Source organism: Micromonospora sp. NPDC048871 (genome assembly GCF_043198155.1).
Taxonomy (GTDB): Bacteria; Actinomycetota; Actinomycetes; order Mycobacteriales; family Micromonosporaceae; genus Micromonospora.
On record NZ_JBICUM010000003.1, the window covers coordinates 376540 to 402769 of the forward strand.

Annotated in this window: 20 protein-coding genes; 11 read left to right on the plus strand and 9 right to left on the minus strand. The window is 69.7% G+C overall.

Features of this window, described 5'->3' with window-relative positions:
• Positions 1 to 19 precede the first annotated feature (19 nt).
• Both ACGFIK_RS10685 and ACGFIK_RS10690 read right to left on the minus strand, forming a co-directional pair.
• Complete coding sequence (locus ACGFIK_RS10685; RefSeq protein ID WP_393338889.1) at positions 20 to 2398, minus strand: hypothetical protein; 2379 nt, start codon at positions 2396 to 2398, stop codon at positions 20 to 22.
• Entirely contained in the window at positions 2395 to 3186 is a 792-nt protein-coding gene (locus ACGFIK_RS10690) for a deoxyribonuclease IV (protein WP_327023538.1), read from the minus strand. The genes ACGFIK_RS10685 and ACGFIK_RS10690 overlap by 4 nt, the downstream gene beginning before the upstream one ends.
• 524 nt (positions 3187 to 3710) lie before the next feature.
• On the opposite strand from ACGFIK_RS10690, the gene rpsF reads away from it, so the two are divergent.
• The 4 genes from rpsF (at position 3711) to rplI (ending at position 5354) form a co-directional block, all read left to right on the plus strand.
• Positions 3711 to 4001 (plus strand): 30S ribosomal protein S6, encoded by a 291-nt coding sequence (gene rpsF, locus ACGFIK_RS10695; RefSeq protein WP_013736576.1) that lies wholly within the window; start codon positions 3711 to 3713, stop codon positions 3999 to 4001.
• 80 nt (positions 4002 to 4081) lie between these two features.
• Positions 4082 to 4612: a single-stranded DNA-binding protein gene (locus ACGFIK_RS10700; RefSeq protein ID WP_327023539.1), complete on the plus strand. Its 531-nt coding sequence runs from the start codon at positions 4082 to 4084 to the stop codon at positions 4610 to 4612.
• A 41-nt stretch (positions 4613 to 4653) separates the two neighbouring features.
• Entirely contained in the window at positions 4654 to 4893 is a 240-nt protein-coding gene (gene rpsR, locus ACGFIK_RS10705; protein ID WP_007073789.1) for a 30S ribosomal protein S18, read from the plus strand.
• 14 nt (positions 4894 to 4907) lie between these two features.
• Entirely contained in the window at positions 4908 to 5354 is a 447-nt protein-coding gene (gene rplI / locus ACGFIK_RS10710; protein WP_013736574.1) for a 50S ribosomal protein L9, read from the plus strand.
• 112 nt (positions 5355 to 5466) lie between these two features.
• Here the strand turns inward: rplI and ACGFIK_RS10715 are convergent, their stop codons facing one another.
• Positions 5467 to 7128, minus strand: coding sequence for a hypothetical protein (locus ACGFIK_RS10715; protein WP_327023540.1), 1662 nt, complete (start codon positions 7126 to 7128; stop codon positions 5467 to 5469).
• 550 nt (positions 7129 to 7678) lie between these two features.
• Here ACGFIK_RS10715 and ACGFIK_RS10720 point away from each other — a divergent pair.
• The gene (locus tag ACGFIK_RS10720) at positions 7679 to 11518 is read left to right on the plus strand and encodes a replicative DNA helicase (RefSeq protein WP_393339012.1); all 3840 of its coding nucleotides are present in this window, start codon (positions 7679 to 7681) and stop codon (positions 11516 to 11518) included.
• A 94-nt stretch (positions 11519 to 11612) separates the two neighbouring features.
• On the opposite strand, the gene ACGFIK_RS10725 is transcribed toward ACGFIK_RS10720, so the two are convergent.
• From ACGFIK_RS10725 to ACGFIK_RS10740, 4 genes are read right to left on the minus strand one after another with little or no spacing between them, the layout of a single operon-like run.
• Complete coding sequence (locus tag ACGFIK_RS10725; protein ID WP_327023541.1) at positions 11613 to 11987, minus strand: zf-TFIIB domain-containing protein; 375 nt, start codon at positions 11985 to 11987, stop codon at positions 11613 to 11615.
• A 22-nt stretch (positions 11988 to 12009) separates the two neighbouring features.
• Positions 12010 to 12642, minus strand: coding sequence for a phosphoribosyltransferase (locus tag ACGFIK_RS10730; RefSeq protein ID WP_327023542.1), 633 nt, complete (start codon positions 12640 to 12642; stop codon positions 12010 to 12012).
• Positions 12639 to 13955 carry a glycosyltransferase 87 family protein gene (locus tag ACGFIK_RS10735; RefSeq protein WP_393339014.1) on the minus strand — a complete coding sequence of 439 codons (1317 nt, stop codon included), beginning with the start codon at positions 13953 to 13955 and terminating at the stop codon, positions 12639 to 12641. The genes ACGFIK_RS10730 and ACGFIK_RS10735 overlap by 4 nt, the downstream gene beginning before the upstream one ends.
• Positions 13956 to 13957: 2 nt before the next feature.
• Complete coding sequence (locus tag ACGFIK_RS10740; protein ID WP_327023543.1) at positions 13958 to 16411, minus strand: bifunctional diguanylate cyclase/phosphodiesterase; 2454 nt, start codon at positions 16409 to 16411, stop codon at positions 13958 to 13960.
• Positions 16412 to 17604: 1193 nt separating this feature from the next.
• Between ACGFIK_RS10740 and ACGFIK_RS10745 the strand changes: the two genes are divergently transcribed.
• The 5 genes from ACGFIK_RS10745 (at position 17605) to ACGFIK_RS10765 (ending at position 23266) form a co-directional block, all read left to right on the plus strand.
• Positions 17605 to 20469 carry a BTAD domain-containing putative transcriptional regulator gene (locus ACGFIK_RS10745; RefSeq protein ID WP_393338894.1) on the plus strand — a complete coding sequence of 955 codons (2865 nt, stop codon included), beginning with the start codon at positions 17605 to 17607 and terminating at the stop codon, positions 20467 to 20469.
• A gap of 143 nt (positions 20470 to 20612) precedes the next feature.
• Complete coding sequence (gene moaC, locus ACGFIK_RS10750; protein WP_327023545.1) at positions 20613 to 21104, plus strand: cyclic pyranopterin monophosphate synthase MoaC; 492 nt, start codon at positions 20613 to 20615, stop codon at positions 21102 to 21104.
• Positions 21101 to 21583 (plus strand): MogA/MoaB family molybdenum cofactor biosynthesis protein, encoded by a 483-nt coding sequence (locus ACGFIK_RS10755; RefSeq protein ID WP_327023546.1) that lies wholly within the window; start codon positions 21101 to 21103, stop codon positions 21581 to 21583. The genes moaC and ACGFIK_RS10755 overlap by 4 nt, the downstream gene beginning before the upstream one ends.
• A gap of 61 nt (positions 21584 to 21644) precedes the next feature.
• Entirely contained in the window at positions 21645 to 22853 is a 1209-nt protein-coding gene (locus tag ACGFIK_RS10760; protein ID WP_327027347.1) for a molybdopterin molybdotransferase MoeA, read from the plus strand.
• A complete protein-coding gene (locus ACGFIK_RS10765; protein WP_327023547.1) occupies positions 22847 to 23266 on the plus strand; it encodes a molybdenum cofactor biosynthesis protein MoaE in 420 nt (139 codons plus the stop codon). The genes ACGFIK_RS10760 and ACGFIK_RS10765 overlap by 7 nt, the downstream gene beginning before the upstream one ends.
• Positions 23267 to 23270: 4 nt before the next feature.
• Here the strand turns inward: ACGFIK_RS10765 and ACGFIK_RS10770 are convergent, their stop codons facing one another.
• Positions 23271 to 24713: a glycosyltransferase 87 family protein gene (locus tag ACGFIK_RS10770; RefSeq protein WP_327023548.1), complete on the minus strand. Its 1443-nt coding sequence runs from the start codon at positions 24711 to 24713 to the stop codon at positions 23271 to 23273.
• 204 nt (positions 24714 to 24917) lie between these two features.
• A complete protein-coding gene (locus ACGFIK_RS10775; RefSeq protein WP_327023549.1) occupies positions 24918 to 25463 on the minus strand; it encodes a DoxX family protein in 546 nt (181 codons plus the stop codon).
• A gap of 136 nt (positions 25464 to 25599) precedes the next feature.
• On the opposite strand from ACGFIK_RS10775, the gene ACGFIK_RS10780 reads away from it, so the two are divergent.
• Positions 25600 to 26145 (plus strand): N-acetyltransferase, encoded by a 546-nt coding sequence (locus tag ACGFIK_RS10780; RefSeq protein WP_327023550.1) that lies wholly within the window; start codon positions 25600 to 25602, stop codon positions 26143 to 26145.
• The last annotated feature ends 85 nt before the right edge of the window (positions 26146 to 26230 follow it).

Sequence of the window (26230 nt, forward strand, 5' to 3'; positions counted from 1 at the left end):
GCCGGGGTGCCCCGGAGCCTCAGAGCCGGAACAGGACGACCGAGCCCATCTCCTCGCGGGTGATGTCCAACCCGTCCAGGGGCGCGTCGACACTGACCTCCCACGGCGTACCGGCGATCTCCTCGCGCAGCACCAGCACATTCTGTACGCCTAGGGTGCGCAGGTAGTCGACGCTGGTCTGGTCAGGGAAGGTCATGGTCACCTGGCGGACGTCGTTGAGCTGGCGAGGGGTGAACCCGCTGCCGCCGTTGACGACGTCCTGGAACCGGGTGGTGGACCACAGCATCACCGGCTGGTCGTGGTTCTGGCTGCTGGGCAGCACCAGCAACGGGCCGTCGACGGTCCGCATGGCGGCCGGCTGCTTCGGCACCACCGGATGCGGGGTGGTGTTCGTGCCCTCGACTATGACCAGCAGCAACGGAAGCAGGGTGGCCAGCCGCAGCCACGGGCTGGGCCAGGACGGGATCCGCTCGGCGTAGACCTCCCGCACCCGCTGCGAGAAGGCGCTCACCGCGCCCGCCGCCAGCAACCCGAGCAGCAGGGTGGCCCAGAGCATCAGCCGACCGGGGGTACGGATGCCGTTCCAGCCGGGCAGGTACTCGAACAGGGGTCCGTAGGTGAAGTCGCCGCCGAAGAACCGGGTGCCCATCGACAGGATCATCGCCACCAGGACCCCGGCCAGCAGGAACAGCCGTTGCCGGATGGTCCAGATCGAGAAGAACAGGCCACCGAGGGCCAGCGCGTAGAGCGCGAAGCCGGGCAGCAGGGTCATCTCCGGATGCCACGGCAGGATGGCCCGGGCCCCCTCGTGCAGCCCACCCCAGATGCGGGACTCCCCCGGGGCGGTGACGAAGCTGCTGGCCGGCGGCGAGAAGGCGGCGATGTCGTCGATGCTGCGCTCGGCGTTGGGATGCAGTTGCGCCACCGTGAAGTAGGGCATGGCCAGCAGCACACCGACCCCGGCGAAGATCAGCCCGCCGATCAGGTCGGCCGCGAACAGCCGCTGACCGAAGGGTCGCTTGACCCGCCAGAAGATCCGCTTGGCGAACCAGATCAGCAGGGCCACGAGGACCGTGCCCGCGAGGACGTACGCGAACGGCAGGCCGATGCCGAAGCCCAGGCTCAACTGCCAGGCGGCGACCAACCAGCCGGTGTAGACCCAGCCCTCATGCCGGTGTTCGGGTCGGTAGCCGTGCCGCAGTGACCAACCGTGCCCCCGGGCCAGCATGGCCAGGGCCAACGGAATGCCTCCGTTGGAGATGACGTGCAGGTGTCCCGCCTGGGACAACAGCCAGGGGGCGTAGGCGTAGCTGACCCCGGCCACCGCGGAACCGATCCGGCCCGCACCGAGCTGACGCGCCAGCACGTACGCACCGAAGGTGGCCAGCGCGTGGGCCAGCACGAACATGATGTTGTACCGGAGGAGGGCGTCCTCGGGCCCGCTACCGATCAGCCCAGCCGGCGCGTAGCCGAGCAGGGTGTCGGAGAAGGCGAAACTCCACCGCTCCGGGAAGAAGGCGTTGGAGTGCCACAGTTGGGCCGGGTCGGTGCGTAGGGCCTGCCCCGACCAGGCCATCTGCCAGGCCTGCAGGCTCGGGTCCCAGTAGTCGTGGGGCAGGGTGTGACGGGGATAGCGCAGGGTCGGCCAGGTCATCAGCACGGCCAACGCCAGAGAGCCGAGTACGGCCAGGGTCCACTCGTGGATCAGGAGCCGACCGGACCGGCGGGCCAGCCGCCCGTACCATCTCGGCCTCGGTTCGGGGGCGGGCCCGAACGCGGCCCACGGATCCTCGTCCTCGGCCTTGTCCTTGCCGTCGCTCTTACCCTCGTCGGTCCCCGGCTTCCTGCCCGCATCGTCCTCGGGCTTCTTGTCCTTGCTGGCCGCGTCGTCTTCGGGCTTGTCCTTGCCGGTTGCGGGCTTCTCGCCGTCGTCGGTCGGCTTCTTGCCCTTGCCGGTTGCCGGCTTCCTGCCGTCGTCGGTCGGCTTCTTGCCCCTGCCGGTCGGCGGCTCCGTGCTGTCACCGGGTCCTGGTTTCCTGGCCGCACCGGGGGTCGACTCGTTGCTCGTGCCGGCCTGGTCCGTGCTGCCGGCCGGCTGCCCCGAGGCCTTCTTCGCACCGGCGTCGGAGGAAGCCGTGGGGCTGGCGCCCTTGCCCGTCTTCGCCTCGCCCGACTTGTCGGCAGGCTTGCGGCCGTTGCCGTTGGCGGGCTGCGCTGCGGTGCGATCGGACTTCGGCTGCTTCGGGTCCGGGGCGACCTGGGCCGGCTTCTCGCCGCCGGAGGTCGACGTATCCGCTACCGACTCGGTGTCGGGCCGCCCCTCGGCGGGATCTCTGCGGAGCGGATCGTCACCGGCGGTCGGCCGTGGGCTGCCGGAGGGGGACTGGTCCGTCGTCATCGCACCGCCGTCTCCGGGTCGAGCTGGGTGCGCAGGAAGGCGATGTCCTCGCTCTGCCCGGTGGTGCCGCCCGGGGTCTCCACGATGACCGGGGCTCCGGCGGCCCGGATCACGGCCACCAGCAGTTGCGGATCGATCGTCCCGCCGCGCAGGTTGTCGTGACGGTCCCGACCGGACCCGAAGCCGTCCTTGGAGTTGTTGGCGTGCACCAGGTCGATCCGCCCGGTGATGGCCTTGACCCGATCCACCAGGTCGAGGAGTTCCTCGCCACCGGCGTGGGCGTGGCAGGTGTCGAGGCAGAAGCCGACCTCGTGGTCACCGACGGCGTCCCACAACCGGGCCAGGGCATCGAGCCGTCGAGCGCAGGCGTTCTCGCCGCCGGCGGTGTTCTCGATCAGCACCGGCAGCCCGAAGCCGCCCGCCTCCTGGGCGTAGGCCAGGGCCTTGCGCCAGTTGTCGAAGCCGGTCTGCGGGTCGTCACCGGCGTTGACATGCCCACCGTGCACCACCAGGCCCTTGGCGCCGATGGCCGTCGCCGCCTTGGCGTGGGCGAGCAGCAGCTTGCGGCTGGGAATCCGGATGCGGTTGTTGCCGGTGGCGACGTTGATGACGTACGGCGCGTGCACATAGACCTCGACCTCGGCGGTGCGCAGCCGCTCCGCATCGTCACGCGGCTGTGGCGCCTTCCAACCCTGGGGGTCGGCGAGGAAGAACTGCACGGCGTCGGCCGCTCGGGCAGTCGCCTCCGCCAGCGGGTCGGTCGGATCGACGTGGGCTCCGATACGCATGCAGGGGAGCCTACGTCGCGTACCTGACAGGCATGGTGACCCACCACCGGATCGCGTCACCGTGGCTGACCGGAGTCGTTGATCCCGGTGGATGTCGACAACTGCAATCTGGTCGGTGGCGAGCATCGACGACCGGCGGTAGAGGAATTTGTCGGTAATTCTGGGATTTCGCCCGCGAAGCACTGACTTCAGCGATAACGTCAGATAACAACATGATAAAGCTCCGCGGGGCGTCTCCGGTCCAACCTCATCGGTGTGGTCGTTCCTCCCCAGGTCCCACCCAAGGAATGCGGACGAGGCGCCTCGCGGTCATCTGAACCGGGGGTCCGGGTCGACAGCGACGTCGACCCGGACCCCCGGCTCGCTGTGCACGGTCACCTCGCGGCTGGTGATCGTCTGGGCCGGGTATTCTGGTCAGGTTGTCCGCTCCCGCATCGGGTTCCCCTGGTCGGGGCGGGCCACGACGCACGACCTCCTGCCACGGAAGGACCGTGGCCGCATAGCCCACAGGAGGTGAGTAAGTCTTGCGTCATTACGAGATCATGGTGATCCTCGACCCCAGCCTCGAGGAGCGCACCGTCGCCCCGTCGCTCGACACGTACCTGAACGTGATCCGGACCGCGGGTGGCTCGGTGGAGAAGACCGACGTGTGGGGCCGCCGGCGCCTCGCGTACGAGATCAACAAGAAGGCCGAAGGCATCTACGCCGTCGTCGATCTTCAGGCGACGCCGGAGGCCGTGGCGGAGCTGGACCGTCAGCTCCGGCTCAACGAGTCCGTGCTGCGCACCAAGGTCATCCGGCCGGAGATGCGCTAAGCAATCCACCCAGCCCCCACCCGGATCAGCCTCATCCGTGCTGTCGGAGGGTTCTGAGAACCTGTACGGCATACGTATGAGTGCGCGAGGAGATGGTCATGGCAGGAGACACCACCATCACGGTCATCGGCAACCTGACCGATGACCCCGAGTTGCGGTTCACCCCCTCCGGGGCCGCGGTCGCCAAGTTCCGGGTCGCTTCGACGCCCCGGTTCATGGACAAGGCCTCCGGCGAGTGGAAGGACGGCGAGCCGCTGTTCCTCTCGTGCACCGTCTGGCGTCAGGCCGCGGAGCACGTGGCGGAGTCGCTTCAGCGCGGCGCCCGCGTGATCGTGTCGGGCCGGCTGCGTCAGCGGTCCTACGAGACCCGCGAGGGCGAGAAGCGCACCGTCATCGAGCTGGAGGTCGACGAGATCGGCCCATCCCTGCGCTACGCCACGGCGAAGGTGCAGAAGATGTCCCGCTCCGGTGGCGGTGGCGGCGGCTTCGGCGGCGGCGGTGGTGGTGGCCAGGGCGGCGGCGGAGGCAACTTCGACGACCCCTGGGCTTCGGCCGCACCGGCACCCTCACGTTCGGGTGGCGGCAACTTCGATGAGGAGCCACCGTTCTAATGGCGCCGAGCGCCCGTGATCGTAAACCAGGAGCAAGAGCAATGGCGAAGGCTGCGGCACTGCGCAAGCCGAAGAAGAAGGTGAACCCGCTCGACAAGGACGGGATCACCTACATCGATTACAAGGACACCGCGCTGCTGCGCAAGTTCATCTCCGACCGCGGCAAGATCCGCGCTCGGCGGGTGACCGGCGTCACCTCGCAGCAGCAGCGGCAGATCGCCCGCGCGGTCAAGAACGCCCGTGAGATGGCGTTGCTGCCGTACACGGCGACGGCCCGCTGAGAGGAGGTGCCGACATGAAGATCATCCTGACTCAGGAAGTGTCCGGGCTCGGCGCCCCGGGCGACATCGTGGAGGTCAAGAACGGCTACGGCCGTAACTACCTCCTCCCGCAGGGCTTCGCGATCGCCTGGACCAAGGGCGCCGAGAAGCAGGTCACCCTGATCAAGCGGGCCCGCTCGGCCCGGGAGATCCGCGACCTCGGCCACGCCAACGAGGTCAAGGGCCAGCTCGAGGCACTCAAGGTCAACCTCAAGGCCCGCGCCGGCGAGGGCGGTCGGCTGTTCGGCTCGGTCACCCCGGCCGAGATCGTCGACGCCGTCAAGGCGGCCGGCGGCCCGTCGCTCGACCGTCGTCGGCTGGAGGTGTCCGGTCACATCAAGTCGATCGGGTCGCACCCGGTGCGGATCAAGCTGCACCCCGAGGTGACCGCCACGTTCAACCTCAACGTCGTGCAGGGCTGACCCCGCAAGACGGCAACTGACCGGGCCTGCACCAGCATGGTGCAGGCCCGGTCACGTTGAGCGCACCATCGGCGGCGCGAGGCAAGCCCGGGTCCGCCGGTGCGGCGGCCCCTCAGCCGATGGGCTGGCCGGTCACCGCGCTGATCAACACCGTGGAGAGGCCGCCACCGACCACCGCCGCCGCTAGCGCCACCGTCGTCGGCTTCCAGGTGGTACCGACCCGCCGCAACAACATGGCGACCACCAGACTGCTCACCAACGCCAGTCCGAAGCGGGGGGTTCCCGCCACCATCGCTCCGAAGGCCCGGGCCCGTGGCGACTCGCAACCCCCGCCGCTGATGTCGGTCACACAGCCCGTGGGCGGCGCACCATCCAAGGTCAGCAGCCAGATGAAGATCACCACTGCGGGTAGCAGATAGCAGCCCGCGGTGTAGAGCAGCGGCAACCAGGGCGCCCCGGGATCCGGGTCCAGCAGGTCGTCTTCCAGCCGCCGGCTCCACCCGCCGGCACCGACCGCCTCGATGCGCCGCCGTACCGAGGCCATACCTGTCTGCCGAGGCGCAGGCGCCGCGACCGGGCGCCGCCGGGCAGCCGTACGCGGACGAGGCGCGGTGTACCCGACGACCGGCGATCTCGGTGCCGAAGCACTAGCCTCCACCCAACGCGGATCGTCACCGGCCAACCGGGTGCCCGGCCAGAAACCCTCCTGCGCCGGCTCCGGCTCTGGCTCAGCCCAGGACCACTGCCCGGCACCCGAGGTGGCTCGCGAACCCGGAGGCTGCGTACGGTCCCACTGATCCGGCCCGGAATACCCTTCCCACCGGGTCCCGCCACGCCGCCGATCCCACTGGTCGGTCTCGGCCGCCGCACCCTCCCACTGACCTGTCTGGTCCGGCTGAAGCCACTGACCCGTCTGGTCCGGCTCAAGCCACTGATCCGAGCCGGAGGTCCGCAGCCACTGATTGGTGCTGTCGGCGTCCCATGGGTCGGCGGAAGTCGGCTCCCCCCGGATACCGGCCTCGGCAGACTGGTGCCAGGCATGCAGACCGGAAGCGTCCCAGGGATCGACCGCAGGCCGTACGCCTTCCGATCTGGCCCGGCGCTCCCACGGCTCCGCCGCCCGCTCCCACGGATCCACCGCCGGGGCGGAAGCGGACTCCGGGGCGCGACGACGACGCCGCGCCGGCTCCGTGGCGGTCGGCTCTGAGCCGGCCGGCTGCTCACTCTCCTCAGGCAGGTCCGACCAGGTCACCTGGCGGTGCCGGGACTGGGCCCGACGGGGCCGGCTCCGCGGCGCCACACCGGACACCGGGTCATCGTCGGCCGCCCGCCGACTGCCGACGTACCCGTCGTCCTGGGGTCGGTCGAACCGCCACTCCCGGATGTGATCCGAGGAGGACTCCGGAGCGGCGAACGGGAAGTCACGCTCCGCCGAACGAGCGGCCCGCCGGCCACGGCCGGTGGTCTCCGGGGTACGACGACTGCCCGCATCGCGGGGACCGGCCTCGTCGTCGGCGTCGTCGTCCGGGGCGGCGTGCCGGCCGCCGCCGTCCACGCTGCGTACGCCCGACTCCAGCGCCCATCGCGGCAGGTACGGCTCGGCCGGCTCGTCCTGTCCACGCTCGATCGCCCGGCGGCGGCTAGGGGTGCGGTAACGCTCGACGGCGGAGTCGTAGGGGTCCTCCGGACCGCTACCGACGGGATCGGCCCACGACGCGGTCGGCCGTCGCTCACGCGGGCCATCCTCCCCGCGTGCCCAGTCCCGGTAACTCACGGCCGGAGCGTGACCCTTCTCAACCGAAAGTGCAATCCGCTGTCCAGGTGTAGCCGTAGGCCACCGATTGTCCAGGTGTAGCCGTAGGCACCGATCCTACGGGAGTATCGGGACAAAGCCCTACCCGGAAATTTGTATCCACAGGCTGTGGATGAAGTCTGTGCAGGTCAGAAGCGGAGTGTGGAGGGATCTTCAGCAGTTATCCACACCCTGTGCACAACCTGCGCACAGCTCTGCCCACCGGTGTCCACAGGTTGTCCCGAGGCTCGTCCACCGCTGCGGTTGAGTGCCTGACCTCGGGTTCCGTATGGTGGCCCCAGCCGCCCGCCCGATGGCCCCCGATCGACGCGGACGTCAACCTTGGTGGTACCCGGGCGAGCCTGCCCGGAGCCGCACCGACGCAGTGGAGGGGGGGCCAGTGTCGGTCACCGACGACATGCGGACAGAGCCGTTCAGGGGCGGTCCATCATCCGGCCCGCCGCAATCAGACGGCCACTTCGACAAGACCCCGCCACAGGACATCGCCGCTGAACAATGCGTTCTGGGCGGCATGTTGCTGTCCAAGGACGCCATCGCCGACGTCGTCGAGATTCTCAAGACCAACGACTTCTACCGGCCGGTGCACGCCACCATCTTCGACATCATTCTGGAGATCTACGGCCGCGGTGAGCCCGCCGACGCGATCACCGTGGCGGCGGCCCTGGCGGACTCCGGTGACCTGGCCCGCGTCGGTGGTGCGCCCTACCTGCACACCCTGATCGCCAGCGTGCCCACGGCCGCGAACGCGGCCTACTACGCGCGGATCGTCAGCGAGCGCGCCGTGCTGCGGCGACTCGTGGAGGCGGGTACCCGCATCGTCCAGCTCGGCTACGGCACCGCCAGTGGCGGTAGCCGAGATGTCGACGACGTCGTCGACCTGGCCCAGCAGGCCGTCTACGACGTCACCGAGCGGCGGGTGAGCGAGGACTTCGCCGTACTCGCCGACATGCTCCAGCCGACCCTCGACGAGATCGAGGCCGTCGGCGCCCAGGGCGGGGTGATGACCGGGGTACCCACCGGCTTCACCGACCTGGACCGGCTGCTCAACGGCCTGCACGCCGGCCAATTGATCATCGTGGCGGGCCGACCTGGTCTCGGAAAGGCACTCGCCCTCGACACACCCCTGCCGACTCCGACCGGTTGGACGACGATGGGCGAGGTGCAGGTCGGCGATCAGCTGATCGGTGCGGACGGCCGACCCACCACCGTCACGCACGCCTTCGAGGTCCGCCACGGTCGCCCCTGCTACGAGGTCGAGTTCTCCGACGGTTCGGTCATCGTCGCCGATGCCGAGCACCTGTGGACGACGACCACCAGGGCCTCGCGCCGCCAACAGAACGAGCTCCGGCCGCGTCACCAGTGGGACGCTCCGTCACGTGCCAAGGCGGTAGCCGTACACCGGGCCGTCGTCGCCGCCCCGGACCGACTCGTCACCTACCGGGAGGCCGTGGAGATCGCCGGCTCCGAGTTCCGGAACATCCTGCACGTCGTGGCTGCCAAGGTCGGGGTCGCCGGCACGGTCGAACGTCAGTACTCCCGCAACGGCAGGCCCTGGCGTCGGACGGTTGACGCCTACAACGCCCACGCGTTGTTCGACGCGCACCTGAGCCGGGTGAATCGGCTCATGAACAGCGAGACGACGGTGGCACACCCTCGGGCCGTCACCACCGAGCACATCGCCGCGACCCTGCGGCATCCGGCTGACGGGCGCGCGAACCACGCGGTGGACAATGCTCGGCCGCTGTCCCTGCCGGCCCGCGAGGATCTGCCGATCCCCCCGTACACCCTTGGGGTGTGGCTGGGTGACGGGCACTCCGCAGGTGCCCGGTTCACGTCGGCGGACCCGGAGATCGCCCAGTACGTCGAAGCCGATGGCTTCCTGGTCACCCCGGGAAGCGGAACCGCGATCACCGGACTGCTTCGAGCCGCCGGTGTCCTGAACGACAAGCACATTCCGCAGCCCTACCTCCGAGCATCGGAGGAGCAGCGACGGCAGTTGCTGGCCGGACTGCTCGACACCGACGGTACCGTCGCGCCGGCCGGACACGTCCAATACACCACCACCTCGGAGCGGATGGCCGCGGACGTGTACGAGCTCGTCGTCAGCCTGGGCTATCGATGCTCGATCAACCGTAGGCGAGTCAGCGGTCGCACTCCCGAGAGCTCGACGGCTTTCACGCTGAACTTCTCGACCTCGGACGAGGTGTTCCGGCTGACCCGGAAGCGCGAGTCGCACGCGACGCGCCGATCTGCGGTCGGTCGCGCGGGTACCCGGTCCCGCTACATCGTGGACGTGCGCCCGGTGCCGAGCGTCCCGGTGCGGTGCGTGACGGTCGACAACGAGGACCATCTGTACCTGGCCGGTCGGTCGATGATTCCCACTCACAACAGCACCGCGAGCATGGACTTCGCCCGGAATGCTGCCATCAGGGCGAATCAGGCAGCGGCCATCTTCTCGCTGGAAATGAGCAAGGTCGAGATCGTCATGCGACTGCTCTCGGCCGAGGCCCGGGTGCCTCTGCATGTGCTGCGCAGCGGGCAGCTCTCCGACGACGACTGGACCAAGCTGGCCCGTTGCATGGGCGAGATCAGCGAGGCTCCGCTGTTCGTGGACGACACCCCCAGCATGAACCTCATGGAGATCCGGGCCAAGGCCCGCCGCCTCAAGCAGCGACACGACCTCAAGCTGATCGTGGTCGACTACCTCCAGCTGATGACCTCACCGAAGCGCACCGAGAGCCGGCAGCAGGAGGTCGCGGACCTGTCCCGGGGACTGAAGCTGCTGGCCAAGGAGGTCGAGTGCCCGGTCATCGCGGTCAGCCAGCTGAACCGTGGCCCGGAGCAACGCACCGACAAGCGGCCACAGCTGTCCGACCTGCGTGAATCGGGCTGCCTGACGGCCGAGACCCGACTCATCCGCGCCGACGACAACTCCGAAGTCACTCTCGGTCAGCTTCTGGCGCAGGGGGCCAGAGATGTGCCCGTCTGGGCGCTGGACGAAAGCCTGCGATACACCCCACGCACGATGACGCACGTTTTCCCGAGTGGACGCCGACCGGTGTTCCGGATGAAGCTGGCGTCGGGCAAAGAGATCGACGCGACGGCCAACCACCCGTTTCTCACCTTCGCCGGCTGGATGCCGCTCGCTGAGTTGACCGCGGGTACGCGTCTCGCCACGCCTCGGCACCTACCGCCACCGTTGAGCGTTCGACCTATGGCTGAACCGGAGGTGATCCTGCTTGCTCACCTGCTCGGTGACGGGTCGTTCGTCCGGCGTCAGCCGGTGCGATATGCCAGCGTTGACGAAGCCAACTTGCAGGCGGTCGCCGAGGCGGCCAAGCACTTCGGCGTCACGGCTGTCCGGGATGACTATCCGGCGGCTCGGGTCACCACCCTGCGGCTACCTGCTCCCTATCGGCTTGCCCGGGGCCGACGCAATCCGATTGCTGAATGGCTTGACGGTTTCGGTCTCTTCGGGCTCAGGTCGCACGAGAAGTTCGTGCCGCAGCAGGTATTCAGCCTGCCCAAGGAACAGGTGACGCTGTTTGTCCGGCATTTGTGGGCCACCGATGGGTGCGTTCACGTCAATAAGTCCGGGCGCGGTGGCCGAATCTACTACTCGTCAACGAGTCGACGACTGCTTGAGGATGTCTCTCGACTGTTGCTTCGGTATGGCATTACCGCGCGTTTGAAGGCCGTACCGGTGGCACGTTACCGCACTCAGTACACGCTCGATGTCTCTGGGCGGGACGATCAACTGCGGTTCCTGCGTGAGATTGGTGTGCACGGAAATCGATCGATCAACTGTGGGCGGTTGCTCGCTGCCTTGGAGTTGACGAACAGCAACACGAACGTCGACACCGTGCCCCGCGAGGTCTGGGAACGAGTCCGCGAGATCCTCGTTGACCGGGGCATGACCCATCGCGAGTTTGCCAGGGCGGTTGGCACACAGTTTTGCGGTAGTGCGATGTGGAAGAGATCACCGAGCCGCTCACGGCTGGCGAGCATCGCCCAGGTGCTCGACGCAGTCGATCTCGACCTGCACGCCACCAACGACATTTTCTGGGACGAGATCGTATCCATCGAACCGATCGGCGAGCAGGACGTCTTTGACGCGACCGTGCTGGGTACGCACAATTTCGTCGCCAACGGAATTGCCGTTCACAACTCGATCGAACAGGATGCCGACGTTGTCATCCTTTTGCATCGTGACGACTACTACGACAAGGAGTCGCCACGGGCGGGGGAGGCGGATTTCATTGTTGCCAAGCACAGAAATGGCCCGACCGACACGGTGACGGTGGCGGCTCAGTTGCACCTGTCGCGTTTTGTGGACATGGCCATCGTCTGACCTGCGGGCCGTCGAGGCGGCCAGGACTTCCTACCTACAGCGCCCCCGCTCCGGCGCCGTCTGATCGGCACCGGAGCGGAGGACGTGGGCTGGCTCAGCCGAACATGTCGTCGAGGAAGCTCTTGCGCTTCTTACGCCGGTAGTGCCCGTGGTAGCCGTAGTGCTGCTGCCCCTGGCCGTACATGGGGGCGGGCGCGGGATAGCCGGGGGGCGGGGGCACCGCGCCGTAGCCCGGCTGGTGCGGGGCGGGCGGGGGCGGCGGGTAACCGCCCGGCGGGGTGACCCGCTGGGTGGGCTGCGGCGCGGGCGGGGTCTGCTGGGCGTTCCAGTTGGCCTCGGCCTCGAACAGCTTCTCCAGCTCACCGCGGTCGAGGAAGATGCCCCGACACTCGCCGCACTGGTCGATGACGACGCCGCTGCGCTCGTACTGGCGCATGTCTCCGCGGCACTTGGGACAGGTCAGGCTCATGAATCGAAGGTACCTGGTCGGCTCATGCGGTGGCGGTCAGCGCCTCGGTGACTTCCTCGTCGGAAATCTCGTGGAAGTCGTCGTAGTAGGCCCCGACCGCACCGAAGTCGGCTGGTCGCCGGGCGCAGATCGCCTCGTCGGCCTCGGCGTTGAGGAGCTCGCAGGCTTCCTGGGCGCCGACCGGCACGGCGAGGACGACCCGGCGGGCGCCGAGTTGCCGGGCGACCTGGACGGCGGCTCGGGCGGTCGCCCCGGTGGCCAGGCCGTCGTCGACGATCAGAGCCGTACGACCGGTCAGGTCCAGTGGTGGGCGGCCGGCGCGGTAGAGCTGTTCCCGGCGGTCGAGTTCCGCCTGCTCCCGTTGTTGGACCTCGGCGATGTCGTCGGCGTTCAGTTGGCGGGCGACCGGGTCGTTGAGCACTCGTACCCCACCTGGGCCGAGGGCGCCGAAGGCCACCTCGGGTGCCCAGGGCATTCCGAGCTTGCGGACCACGAGCACGTCCAGCGGGGCGCCGAGGCGTTCGGCGACGACCCGGGCGACCGGCACTCCGCCGCGTACCAGGCCGAGCACGGTGACGTCCGGTCGGCCGGTCAGTGCGGTGAGCCGCTCGGCGAGTGCCCGACCGGCGTCGCTGCGGTCGCGGTAGGTGCTCATGTTCTCAGGTGTACGCCTCGTGGGGCCTCTTCGTCCGCCGGTTGCCGGATCCGGGGAGGGTCCAGTGCCAGGGCCCAGACCAGGAATGCGATCGGGTACAGCAGGTAGCCGAATCGGGTGGTGGGCATCAGCAGGATCGCCGTGAGTAGCCCGTACCCGCAGATCAGGCTGGTGGTGCGGGCGGTGCGGGGTGGGCGGCGGGCGAGTCGGACGGCGATGGCCAGGCCGGCCGCGACCAGCAGCGCGGCGGCGACGAGGCGACCGGCCGGTACGTTGGCCGCGATCAGGTATCCGGGGAAGGGTGACTGTGCGGGGCTGGCCACCAGGCCGTGTCCGAGGGGGAAACGCAGCACGTTCTCCACGAGGGCTCCGTGGTCGACCAGCAGGGTGGGTAGCAGGGCCAGGGCGGGCAGCCCGAACGCGCCGGCAGCGACTCGCAGGCCGGCACGTCGGGTGAGGCCCCAGATGACCAGCACTGCGGCGACCGGCCAGGCGAACAGCTTGAGGGCGCCGGCCGCCCCGACCGCGATGCCGGCCCAGCCGGGTCGGGCGGTGGCGGCGAAGGCCAGGGCCAGCAGGCAGAGGGCGAGGACGGGCAGGTCGTCCCCGCCGGTGGCCAGGGTCAGGGCACAGACCGGGAGTACGGTGGCGGCCTGCACGGCACGCAGCAGGGTGGCCGGATCGCCCGTCGGCCCGGTGGGGGTGGGCCGCAGCAGCAGACGCAGGGCCAGGATCAGGGCCAGGGCGGTGCCGAGGGCGAACCAGACCCGGGCGTCGGTCCACCAGGCTTCGTGCAGCGCGCGGGGCAGCCCGAACAGGGCCATGCCCGGCTGGTACGGGGTGTAGCCGAGCAGTTGTTCGCCCGGCGGCAGGGCGGCGATCGAGTCGGGGCCCAGGTACGGGGTGCCGGTCTCCAGCAGGCGACGACCGGAGTCCTCGACGACCAGCACCTCCTCCTGCGCCCGGTCGGTGCGCCCGGCTGCCCGCTGGACGCTCTGCCAGGTCAGCGGCAGCAGTGCGGTGGTGGCCCAGGCCAGTCCGGTGACCAGCCAGCGGGCCGACCCTCCGGCAAGGGCGGAGTCGGGGCGCCGGCGACGGACCAGGAGTTGGCCGGTGGCCAGGAGGGCGGCGGTCAGGTAGCCGAGGGCGGCCAGGCCGCCCCAGTGTCGGTGCGTGACCAGGGTGGAGGTTGCCGCGGTGATTGCCGCGAAGGCGGCGGAGACGGCGTAGAGGCCGAGGTCCAGGCCGAGGCCTCCGCCGGTGGAGTCGAGACGGTGCCACCATTTCGGGCGGGAGGGGATGGCGGTGGCGATACTCACCCGGGTGAGTGTGTCAGGCCGGCTGGTGGCCGCCCTCGACCACCCTGACGGCGTCCGGGTGCCAGCCGGACCACCGCACCGGCGTCGTGCAGTGCGGTCGCCAGGTGACCCGGACGGCCGGCGGTGCCGCGTTGCAGGGTGGCCAGCAGGGCCCCGGCGGCCAGTGGGCGGGCGAAGAGGTGTCCCTGACCGGCGACGCAGCCGAGTTCCCAGAGGGCGCGGCGCTGCGGCTCCCGTTCCACCCCTTCGGCGACCACGGCGAGATTGAGGCTTCGGCCCAGGTCGAGAGTGGAGCGGACGATGGCTGCGGCTTCGGTGGAGGATTCCATGGCGGTGACGAAGCTGCGGTCGATCTTCAGTTCGTGTACCGGGATCCGGGAGAGCAGGGACAGGGAGGAGTAGCCGGTCCCGAAGTCGTCCAGCGCCAGGCGTACGCCGGAGTCGCGTAGCCGGGTGAGGACCTGGTCGACCACGTCGAGTTGGCTGAGGGTGAGGGTTTCGGTGAGTTCCAGCATCAGCCGGTCCGGGGGCAGGTCGTGGGCGCGCAGCCGGGCCAGCACGGCTCCGGGGAATCGGGCGTCCAGCAGGCTGCGGGGGGAGACGTTCACCGCCACCGGTACGTCGAAGCCGGCGTCGCGCCAGGTGCCGGCGGCGATGAGTGCCTGGTCGAGGATCGCCTCGGCGAAGGCGGGGAGCAGCCCGGATCGTTCGACCGTCTCCAGGAACCGCAGTGGGTCGATCATGCCGTGGGCGGGGTGCCGCCAGCGGGCCAATGCCTCGGCGGCGATCACCTCACCGGTGCCGAGGTCGACGATGGGCTGGAAGTTGACGATGAATTCCTGGTCGGCGACGGCGCGGGGCAGTTCTCCGCCCAGGGCCAGTCGACCCAGGTCGGCGGTGTCCCGGGCGGATGCGTAGGTGGCGACCCGTTGCCCGGCCCGTTTGGCCTGGTACATCGCCACATCGGCGCGGCGCAGCAATTCGACCATCCCGCCGGCGGCCGGGGCGACGGCGATACCGCCGCTGGCCTCGACACTGATCTGGAGGCCTTCGATGTGGAAGGGTTCGTGCAGCGCCGCCAGCAGGGTCTCGGCCCGGGGTGCGGCCACCGCCGGGGCGGGCAGGGTGCGCAGCAGTACGGCGAATTCGTCGCCACCGAGCCGGGCGACCAGGTCGCCTGTGCTGGCTGCGGCGCGGAGTCGTTCGGCCACCTGGATCAGCATCTGGTCACCGGCGGCGTGCCCCAGGGTGTCGTTGACCTCCTTGAAGTGGTTGAGGTCGATGAGGACCAGGGCGGTGACCCCGTCGGCGTGCCGCTGGTGCAGTTGTTTGTTGCCTTCGTCGAGCAGCTGCCGCCGATTGGCCAGCCCGGTCAGCGCGTCGTGGGCGGCGGCGTGGGCGTGGGCCTGCGCCACCCGGGCGAGTTCGGCGTACGCCTGGGCGTTGCGCACCGCGGTGCACAGCGCCGAGGCGAAGGTACGCAGGGTGTAGCGTTCCCGTTCGTTGAGCTGCACGGTGCCCCGGAAGCGCAGCCGCAGCTCACCCACGTCGATGGATCGGTCGTGTCCCTCCAGGGGTGCGGGCACGACCGTGCCGGGTGTGGCGGGGGCCTCGGTGGTGGGGCCGTCGTAGCTGATCCCCTCGCTGTTGCCCCGGACCAGCCGGGCGTCGTCGCGGAGTTCCACCTCCACCTCGTCGGCGGAGAAGAGTTCGGCGGCCCGGGTGACCGCGGTGGTGAGGACCTCGTCCAGCTTGACGACATTGAGGGCGTCCGTGGTCTGGGCGAGGCGCTGCCAGGCCTGCTGCTCGGTGCGGGTGCGGACCCGGGCCAGGTAGAGCAGGTGCAGGCAGAGGACCAGCGGGGGTACGGCGAGGAGCATCCGGATGTCGGTCTTGATCATCAGGACGGTGCCGATGATGACGACCAGGCGGGTGACGGTGGCGGCCAGCCGCAGGCCCCAGTCCTCGCGGAACAACTTTCCCAGCGAGGTGCCGGTGGCCATCGCGATGACCGGCAGGGTGACGAACTCGTCGAGCAGTACGGCGGCGAGGTAGGCGGCCGTCAGCGGGACGATGGTGCTGGCGATGTCGGAGTTCGTCGGGGGCCACTGGAACAGCTGGAGGACCAGGCTGGCGGCGGTGGCGACCAGCATGTTCTTGCCGATGCCGAAGAACTGTTTGATCGGCGGGAGCCGGATCAGGGTGGTGGCGATCGCCACGCCGAAGCCGGTGGCGAGGATGACCACGGACGGGGGTGCCACCACCAGGCCGATCACGATCGCCGTCTCGGTCCAGGCGATGTGGTGGTTGGTGGAACGGATCCGGATCCGGACCTTGAAGATGAAGCCGAGCGCCACCAGGGTGATCAGTACGGGCCAGAGGAGGGTGGCCCTCAGGGCGCCGTAGTTGGGCAGGTGGGCGACCGAGACGGCGCCGGCGATTGCGGCCATAACGACGACGAGACCGACTAGCGGCCGTAGCCGCCGATCGGTCCCGGTCTGTCGGTCTTGCGAAGTCAACCGTCATCCCCATTCGTCACCGAGGGGCTGCGCTCCGCAAGCGTACTGCGCCTGCTTCTCATCGAGAAGCAGGACTCACGCCCATTCGTGCGAGTTCATTTCGACCCCCAGCTCTATTCGGCTTGTGCTGCTGCCGAATCTAGAGCGACTTGGGCCCGGTTGGTACCAAAAGATGTCGTATTGCGCAGAATGGGCCAATACGGCAATTCTCTGTCACGTTCCGTTCCCAGGGCCCTGACGGAGGGTCGACTCCGCCCATTGGGTCGTTTCGACTTCCGGCCTCTCCGTTGGCGGGAATTCCTGGTCGGCCTAGTGTCCCCAGGCTGGTTTGCTGGCTACATCATCGCTTCGGTCGGGATCGCCGCAACCGGCAGGCGGTCAGTCTGGCGGCCGAGCGCGCACAGTGATCCTAGGGCTGCTCATCGCGGTCGCCCGCCAGGCAGGCCTCGCCGCCGGGCCGGCAGTGGGCCGGTGGCCGAATCCACTGCGGGCGAATGCGAGATCGACATCGCCGGAGCAGCCCGGGCGCCCGTTTGCGATCAAGTTCGCCGCTATCTACGGGATGTTGTTCGACTTGTGGAAGTCGGCGAGAAAATACGTACCCGGGCGGGACACCTGGAACCGGCATTGGATCTCCAGGAAGTCGACCGCTCGGATCACGCCGAACTGCGGTCCTTCCAACAGGAATGAGTCGGCCGGATCTGTCGGCGCGCGGCAGAGCTGACTCATCACCGAAGGGCTGCGCTCCGCAGGCGCGCTGCGGCTGCTCCTCGTCGAGCAGCGGCGACCAGGCTGGGTTGATTTCTCTGCCTCAGCCGAATTCGGCTCTTGCCGTTGCCGGGCGGCCGAGGGACTTGCGGTGAATTGCTCCGGTTGATTGGCGTATTACACAGATTGCGGCAGATTGGCAATCGTCTGTTACGTTCTGCCGCGTGCTGGTTGCTGGAGGGTTCGATTCCCTGAGTGATCCCTCCTTGTTCCCTGGCCTTCGATCACGGGTGGGAACTCTGATTGAGCAAGAATCCCCAAAAAGCTTACCCATTAAAGCATTTCTTCGATCTCGATCGCCGAGAACCAGGGCGACGAGCCCGCTCTGAGCTGGCTAGACTGCTCACGGTAACGCTATGAGTGCAGCTGAGGGGCCGGTGCAGATTCAAATCCTCGGCGGTCTCGCGGTGCGTCACGATTCGGTGGTGCTGCCCCTCGGGACACCGAAACAGCGGACGGTTCTGGCAATGCTCGTCTGCAATCCGGGGCGACTGGTATCAGTCGATCAACTTGTCGACGAACTGTGGCCTGACGGGCCGCCGCAGTCAGCCATACCCAATGTCCGTACCTATGCCGCCAATCTGCGCCGAGGTCTCGAGGCGCTGGTGCCGGAGGGTGAGGTGCTGGCCCGCGTCCAGGACGGTTATCGCCTGCACGTCGAGCGACCGGCCATCGACCTGTTCGCCTTTCAGGCGCAGGTCACCGAGGCGCGTCGCCTGGTGCATTCCGACGAGACGACCGCCGTTGAGCTGCTGTCCAAAGCGTTGGCGCGGTGGCGAGGTGAGGCCCTGGCCGGGGTCGCGCTCGGACCGTCGCTCTCCGCCCAGGCCGCGGCGGCGGCCGAGGACCGGATGCTCGCGGCCGAGTTGTACGCCAGGTTGCAGATCCGGCTCGGCCACTACGACGCCGCCCTGCCGGTGCTACGGAACCTGCTGATCACGCAGCCGCTCCGCGAACCCGCCCACCTGCTTCTCATGCGGGCGCTGCACCTGCGCGGCGACCATGCGGGGGCGGTCGCCGCCTATGCCACGGCGCGAAGAGTCCTGCGTGAGCAGCTCAACATCGAACCCGGCGACGAACTCCAGCACTTCCACCGACGGATAACCGCCCCCGAGCAGCGGCCCACGTCGCGACAACGCGCCGCACCGCAGCAGCGGGCGGCACACCCGAACCAGGCAGGACAGCCCGCCGCCGTACCCGCGCCGACCGGGCAGCCGAGTCCGGCCTTCTCGCCGTCGTTCCTGCCCCGGGCGTTGCCGGACTTCGTCGGCCGTACCGAAGCGGTGGAGCATCTGCTGGCCGAGACGCGACGGGCCTCGGACCTCGCCTCGGCCGTGCACTTCATCGACGGCATGGCGGGCAGCGGCAAGACCTCCCTGGCCATGCATGTCGCCGCCAAGCTCATGGACTGCTTCCCGGACGCACAGTTGTTCATCGACCTGAAGGGGCACGACCTGGCCGAGGTGGTGGAGCCGGGTGCCGCCCTGGCGGCGTTGCTGCGCCAGCTCCGGGTGCCGGGAAGCCGGATTCCGGCCGACTTCGACGAGCGGGTCGCGCTCTGGCGTCGGGAACTGGCCGGTCGGCGGGCGATCGTCGTGTTGGACAACGCGGCCGGCAGCGAGCAGGTTCTCCCACTGCTTCCCAGCGGGCCCGGCAGTGTGGTGATCGTGACCTCCCGGCGGAGGATCACCTGGCTGGACGGCGGTCCGCCGGTTTCGCTGCCCGTGATGAGCCTGGACGAGGGGGTCGCGCTGCTCGCCTCGGCCGTCGGCGCGCAACGGGTGGCGGCCGAGCCCGAGGCTGCGGTGACCGTGGTGCAGCAGTGCGGGTACCTGCCGCTGGCGATCCGGCTCGCCGGCTCCCGGCTGGCGCATCGTCCCACCTGGCGGGTGGCCGACCTGGCTGCTCTGCTGGCCGGCAATGCCCGCCGGCTGGTCCACCTGGCCTCGGGTGACCGGAGCGTGGCGGGAGCCTTCGCGGCATCCTACGAGTCGCTCGGCAGTCGGGCGGGCCGGTTGTTTCGGCTGCTGAGCGTGCATCCGGGCGGCTACTTCGACGGGCTGGCCTCGGCTGCGGTCTCTGGTCTGTCGACAGCCGAAGCCAGCGCCGCCCTCGACGAACTCGTCGATTGTCACCTGATCGACGAGGTGAAAATCGGGCGCTACCGGATGCACGACCTGATTCGGCAGTTCTCCCACGAGCTGTCCGTGGAGCGTGACTGTGCGCAGACCCGCGATCGGGCGTTGGTGGATCTGATCGACGTCCTGTTGCACCTGTCCTATCCGATAGCCGAAGACCTCGAAGCCGGAATCGTGCGCAAGTATGTGACCCTCGATCCGCCGCGCCTGCCGGATCTGTTGGCCGCCACGGCGCCAAGGACGACGGAATGGCTGGAGGAGGAGCGGTCGACCCTGGTGGCGCTGGTCGTGCGAGCGAATGAAGGCGGCCACCATGAACATGCGTGGCGGCTGGCTCGGGTGCTCTGGCGATTCCTCTACATGCGGGGGCACTACGACGACATCGTCCGGACGCACCTCGTCGGGCTGGATTCGGCCAGGTCCGCGAAGAACGGAGCCGCCGTCGTCACCATGCACAACTATGTCGCCTCCGCCTATCTGCGGAAGGGCAACTACGACGATGCTCTGAGCCACGTCCGCGCGGCGGTGAGTCTCGCCGAGCAGCGTGGCGATTTCGTCAACCGGGAGCGTTGCCGGGTCAATCTGGCCGCCGTGCACTGGATTCGTGGCGAGCTAGACGAGGCGCTGCGGGTCGGACTCGAAGGATTGCGGTGGCGCACCGGCCATGACGACAAGGAACTGCACGCCAGCCTGCCGAATCTGGGGCTCGTCCTGGCCCAACTCGGCCGGTACGACGAGGCACTGCGCCTGCACCGCCTGCATCTCTACCTGGGCCGCCAGTTGGGTAGCCAGTTCCACCTGCTCAACGCGCTGGGCCATATCGGTGCGATCAAAAGCCGGATGGGCCGCCATGACGCGGCGGCGCGGGCGTTGCGCGCCGCTCTGGCGTTGCGGGAGCGTACCGGCCACCGGTTCGCGCAGGCGGAGGTGCACAACGACCTCGGCATCGCGCTGCGCGGGTTGGGGCGGGCCGTCGAGGCGGTGCAGCACCACGAGACCGCCCGAGAACTGGCCATTGAGGCGGCCGCGGGGCGCGGACAGTTGCTGAGAGGAGGACCCATGCGCGGTCTGGACTTGGCGTGACGACGGAAACCATCTGATGACCACCGCTGTCGGGTGTCCCCAGCCATCTGCCAGCGGGGCTGTGGGTGGAAGGGGCGGCACCTCCGTGCCGTCCTTTCCGCTCACCTGGTGGTTGCCCTGCGGTGACGGATAGGCTCGCCGACGTGACCCAGCCCGCCGAACTCACCCATGTCGACCAGGCCGGCGCCGCCCGCATGGTCGATGTCTCCGGCAAGGAGGTCACCGGCCGCCTGGCGATCGCCGCCGGCCGGTTGCGGACCACCCCTGAGGTCATCGAGCTGCTGCGTCGCGACGGGCTGCCCAAGGGCGACGCCCTGGCGGTCGGCCGGCTAGCCGGGATCATGGGCGCGAAACGTACCCCCGATCTGATTCCGCTGTGCCACCCGATCGCCCTGCACGGCGTCACGGTCGACCTGGATCTGACGACGGACACGGTCGAGATCACCGCCACCGCCCGCACGGCCGACCGGACGGGTGTGGAGATGGAGGCGTTGACCGCGGTGGCGGTCGCCGGGCTGGCCCTGGTCGACATGGTCAAGGCGGTGGATCCGGCGGCCAGCGTGGAGGCGGTACGGGTGCTGCGCAAGGAGGGCGGCAAGACCGGCCTGTGGCAGCGTCCGCAGGACCGGCCGTGATCCGGGCCCGGGTGGTGGTGGCCTCCAATCGGGCGGCCGCCGGTGTCTACCCCGACACCAGCGGTCCGCTGCTGGTGTCGGGCCTGCGGGAGTGGGGTTGCACGGTGGACGAGCCCGTGGTGGTCCCGGACGGGGAGCCGGTCGGCCAGGCGGTGCGGGCTGCCGTGGCGGAGGCCGTCGACGTGGTGCTGACCAGCGGCGGCACCGGCATCACCCCGACCGACCGTACCCCTGAGGTGACCCGCGCCCTGCTGGACTACGAGATTCCCGGCATCGCCGAGGCGATCCGCGCCCACAGCCGGGACAAGGTGCCGACGGCGGCGCTGTCCCGGGCGGTGGCCGGGGTGGCGGGTCGTACCCTCGTGGTCAACCTGCCCGGTTCGACCGGTGGGGCCCGCGACGGCCTGGCCGTGCTGGGGCCGATCCTCCGGCACGCGGTCGAACAGTTGCGCGGTGGCGACCACCAGCCAACCCGATAGGCTCTCGCCGGTGAGCACGGAAACCACCTCCGCCGCTGACCCGGCCGCCACCGCACCCCCGATGGGCTGGGCGCAGGCCCGGTCCCGGGTGTACGAGGTAGGCCTGGCCGCCGCCCTCCCCGCCCTAGATGTGCCACTGGCCGAGGCCGACGGGTACACCCTTGCCGAGCCGTTGGCTCCCCGTACCGATCTGCCGGCCTTCCCCACCTCCAGCGTGGATGGCTGGGCGGTCCGTGGCCCCGGCCCGTGGCGGATCGTGGGTCGGGTGCTGGCCGGCACGACTCCGGCCCCGTTGACCGAGGACGGGACTACGGTCGAGATCGCGACCGGTGCCATGGTGCCCACCGGGGCCTCGGCGGTGCTGCGGGTGGAGGAGTCCAGGCGTACGCCGGAGGGGTTTGTCGAGGGGGTGCCACGGCCGGCGCCGGAGTGGCGGCTGCCCGGGGAGGAGGCCGCCGCCGGTGAGGAGCTGCTGTCGGCCGGGACCCCGGTGGACCCCTCGGTGATCGGCCTGGCCGCCTCCTGCGGGCACGACACCCTGCGGGTACGCGCGCAGCCCCGGGCCGCGTTGCTGGTCTTCGGTGACGAGCTGCTGACCGGTGGCCCGCCCGCCGAGGGGCGGATCCGCGACGCCCTCGGCCCGGCCGTGCCGTCCTGGCTGCGACGGTACGGCTGCCAGGTGCCCCCGACCGATGTGGTCGGTCCGGTCGCGGACACCCTGCCCGCCCACGAGGCGGCCCTGCGTCAGGCCCTGGCCGAGGCCGATTTGGTCTGCACCACCGGCGGCACCATGCACGGCCCGGTCGACCACCTGCATCCCGCGTTGGCGGCCCTGGGCGCGGACTACGTCGTCAACACCGTAGCGGTGCGGCCCGGTTTTCCGATGTTGCTGGCCCGGGTGGTCGGCCCGGACGGGCGGGCCCGGTTCATCGCCGGCCTGCCGGGCAATCCGCAGTCCGCCGTCATCGCCCTGGTCTCCCTGGTCGCGCCGCTGCTGGCCGGTCTGGCCGGTCGGCCGATGCCGGTGCTTGCGCACGCCACCCTCGCCGCTGCGGTGCCCGGCCGGGGCAACTACACCCACCTGGCCCTGATCCGGCTCGACCGGGTGGCCGGGACCGCCCATCCGGTACGGCATGTCGGGTCGGCGATGCTGCGGGGCCTGTCCGGGGCGGACGGGTTCGCGGTGATCGCGCCGGGCACCTCCGGGGCCGCCGGTGACCGGGTGCCGGTCGTACCGTTGCCGTTGCTGCCGGGGGAGCGGACATGGTGATCCTGATCGGGGCCGTCACCGACCAGCCTTTGGATCTCGCCGTGCACGAGGCCGCGGTGGCCGACCACCGGGCCGGCGCGGTGGTCTCGTTCGCCGGGGTGGTCCGCGACCACGACCACGGGCGGGCCGTGGCCAGCCTGGAGTACGAGGGCCACCCGAGCGCCGAGCGGGTGCTGCGGGAGGTGGCCGCCGAGATCGCCGCGGACCCCGAGGTGTACGCGGTGGCCGTGTCGCACCGGATCGGGCCCCTGGCCATCGGTGATGCGGCCCTGGTGGCGGCTGTCAGCACCGCGCACCGGGCCGCCGCTTTCGCCGCCTGCGCCCGTCTGGTGGACGAGGTGAAGGCCCGGCTGCCGATCTGGAAGCGGCAGGTCTTCACCGACGGCACCGAGGAGTGGGTGAACTGCCCCTGATTCCCTAGCGGCGGCCGTGCAGCAGGGCGTTGCGGGCCGCCCGGTCGGTCAGGAAGGCCGGCTCGGCCCCCGGCCGCCACGGCAGCGCGGCGACCAGCACGATCAGGGCCAGGATCAGGGAGTTCTCCATCAGGGCACCGAACAGGCCGTCGGCGTAGTGCGAGACCTCCGGCAACTGGTGCTCGTACGGCCAGATCGGTGAGACCAGGAAGAGCAGGTAGAGCCCGACGGCGGCGCTGCCGTGCCGCAATCCGGTCCAGGTCGGGTACCAGATCGGCGGGCGTAGCGCGGACACCTCGGGTGGGCCGCCGTAGGGGCCGGCCGTGGCGCGGGCGATCAGTCCCCGGCTGGCGTCGTGTCGGCGGATCGCCGCGTCGGCCAGCACGATGATCGCCGGAATCACCCAGACGAGATGATGGGTCCAGGAGATCGGGCTGATCACGTTGGCGGTCAGACCGACCAGGGTGAAGGCGGTCAGTTCGTCACCGTCGGAGTGCGAGTTCGCGGCCCGGGACAGACCGAGCGCCAGCACCAGTACGGAGAAGGCCAGCCAGAGCAGCCCGGGGGTCTCGATCGAGTCGTAGAGCCGGGCCAGCAGCCCGGACAGGGACTGGTTGGGCGTCATGTCGGCCGCGCCAACCCGCTCGGTCTGCCACAGCACCCGGCCGAAGTAGGCCCGGGACTCCGCCCCGACGATGCCGAAGCTGCCCAGGGTCACCCCGACGGCCGTGGCGATGGCGGTCCAGGCCACCCGCCACTGCCTAGTGATCATCAGATAGAAGATGAACAGGGCCGGGGTCAGCTTGATCGCGGTGGCCAGGCCGATGCCCACACCGGCCCAGGCGCCGCTGTAGATGAACCGCAGCAGTGGACCGTCCGTGTCGGCCTGATGGGTGCCGCGCCGGGAGCGCCAGCGCAGGGCCACCAGGTCCGCCATGATCAGGGCGAACAGCAGCAGGTTGACCTGCCCGTACCCGATGGTCTCCCGGGTCGGCTCGATGGCGACCGCCAGCGGGGTGGCGATGGCCACGGTGAACCACAGGGGCCAGCCCATCCGGTCGACGATCGGGCGCAGCAGCGCGGCCAGCACCACCGCCAGGGCGGCGATGCTCACCACCGCGTTCACCATTCCGGCCATGGTCACCGGCAGATGGGCCATCGGCAGCATGGCCAGGCCGGCGAAGGGTGGGTAGGTGAAGCCCAGGGTGGTGTCGGGTGCGACGAACTCGTACAACTCGTGACCGCTCGCCCACCAGACCACCGCGCCGTGGTAGATCTTCATATCGAAGAAGTTGTACGGACGCCCGAATGCACCGATGGCAAGCCATGCGGCATAGGCGGCGGCGGCCACGATGCCGCTCCGTACGACTGTCCTTCGATCGATCCCACGCGTTACGCGACGGACTGCGGCGAGGCGGTCCAGCCTTCTACCGACATTAGTCGGCATGGCGTGGCCACCCCCGTACCAAGATCGTCCTACCCGTCCAGGTCCGGTACGGAGCCTAGAACGGCGCCTCACGTCAGTGCCTCCCGCGTTATGCGACCGTGTCCGATCCCACACCATGTTTTGATATTTCCACCGCGTTAACGCCTAGCGGGCGGTTCAGGTGATTCGCGGCCTTATTCGAGGGGTGTGGGCCGTAGTCGCAGCTCAGCCGGGAAGTCGGCGGGCGGTCGCGGCGGACACGGCGGCGATGCGGGCCTCCCGACGGGCGGTTCGCACGGCGCGACGCACGGACCGTCGAGAGTGGCCGATCCGGTGACCGGCTCGCCAGCGCAGCCCCGGCTTGCCTTCGGTGTCGGCGGCGGCGAGCAGCAACCCACCGAAGAGGCCCAGGTTCTTCGCGAAGTGGGTCTGGTGGTTGTAGCGCTGCGTGGGATCCTCCTGTCGCCAGAAGGGATGCCCGGCCAGGGTCACCGGGATCAGGGTGCCCGCCAGGACCAGCGCCGCCGGCCGGGAGAACCGCCCGGTGGCGAGCATCAGCCCGGCACCCAGTTGAACGGCACCGGTGGCCCGGACCAGGGTCATCGTGTCGGTGGGGAGGCGGGGAGCGACCCGTTCCAGCAGTGGAGTCACCCGATCGGTGACAGGCTTGGCCACAGGTACCAGTCGCTGCGGGTTGGCGACGCTGCGGGCACCGCTGATCACGAAGATGCCGCTGAGCATGGCGCGGGCGAGAGACCGTACGGGCGTCATGGACCAGTCATACCCCCTGCGACCCGAGGTCAAGCCCCACAACGGCGGATATCGATCGATTGGGTGATGGCCGAATCGGCGCGCCGATTCGAGCGACCGTCTCGGATGGACGGGCCGCAGGCGGTAACCTCGCCGCGTGACGACCCTGCGGCTACGACCCGAGGACACGGCCGACACCGGCGCGGTCCGCCGGGTGCTGGCCGCGGCCTTCGCCCGCCCCGACGTGGCCATCCCGCCGGAGGTACGACTGGTCGACGAGTTGCGCGGCAGCGATGCCTGGCTGCCGGAACTGGCGATGGTGGCCGAGTACGGCGGCGAGATCGTCGGCTACGCCTTGTTCACCCGGGTAACCGTCAGCGCGCCGGGGCAGGTAGCCCCGGCGCTGGCCCTCGGCCCGGTGGCGGTGGCCCCCCACCGTCAGCGGATCGGCCTCGGCGGGGCAGTCGTGCAGGCCGGCCTCGAAGCCGCCACAGAACTCGGGGAACGGCTGGTCGTGGTGCTCGGCGACCCGGGCTACTACCGGCGCTTCGGATTCAGCCGGGCCGACCGGATGGGCCTGACCAGCCCCTGGTCCGGGTTGGGCGAGCCCTGGCAGGCCCTGGTGCTGCCCCCCTCGACCAGCGACGAACCCCCTCCCCCGCAGGGTGAGGTCGTCTTCCCACCCCCCTGGTCCAAGGTCTGACCGGCAACGCCCAGCCCCCCGCGGCGTGACGGACTTGGTGGCACCGAGGGCTGTGGCAGTAGGGCTGTACGACACGCCGGGGGAT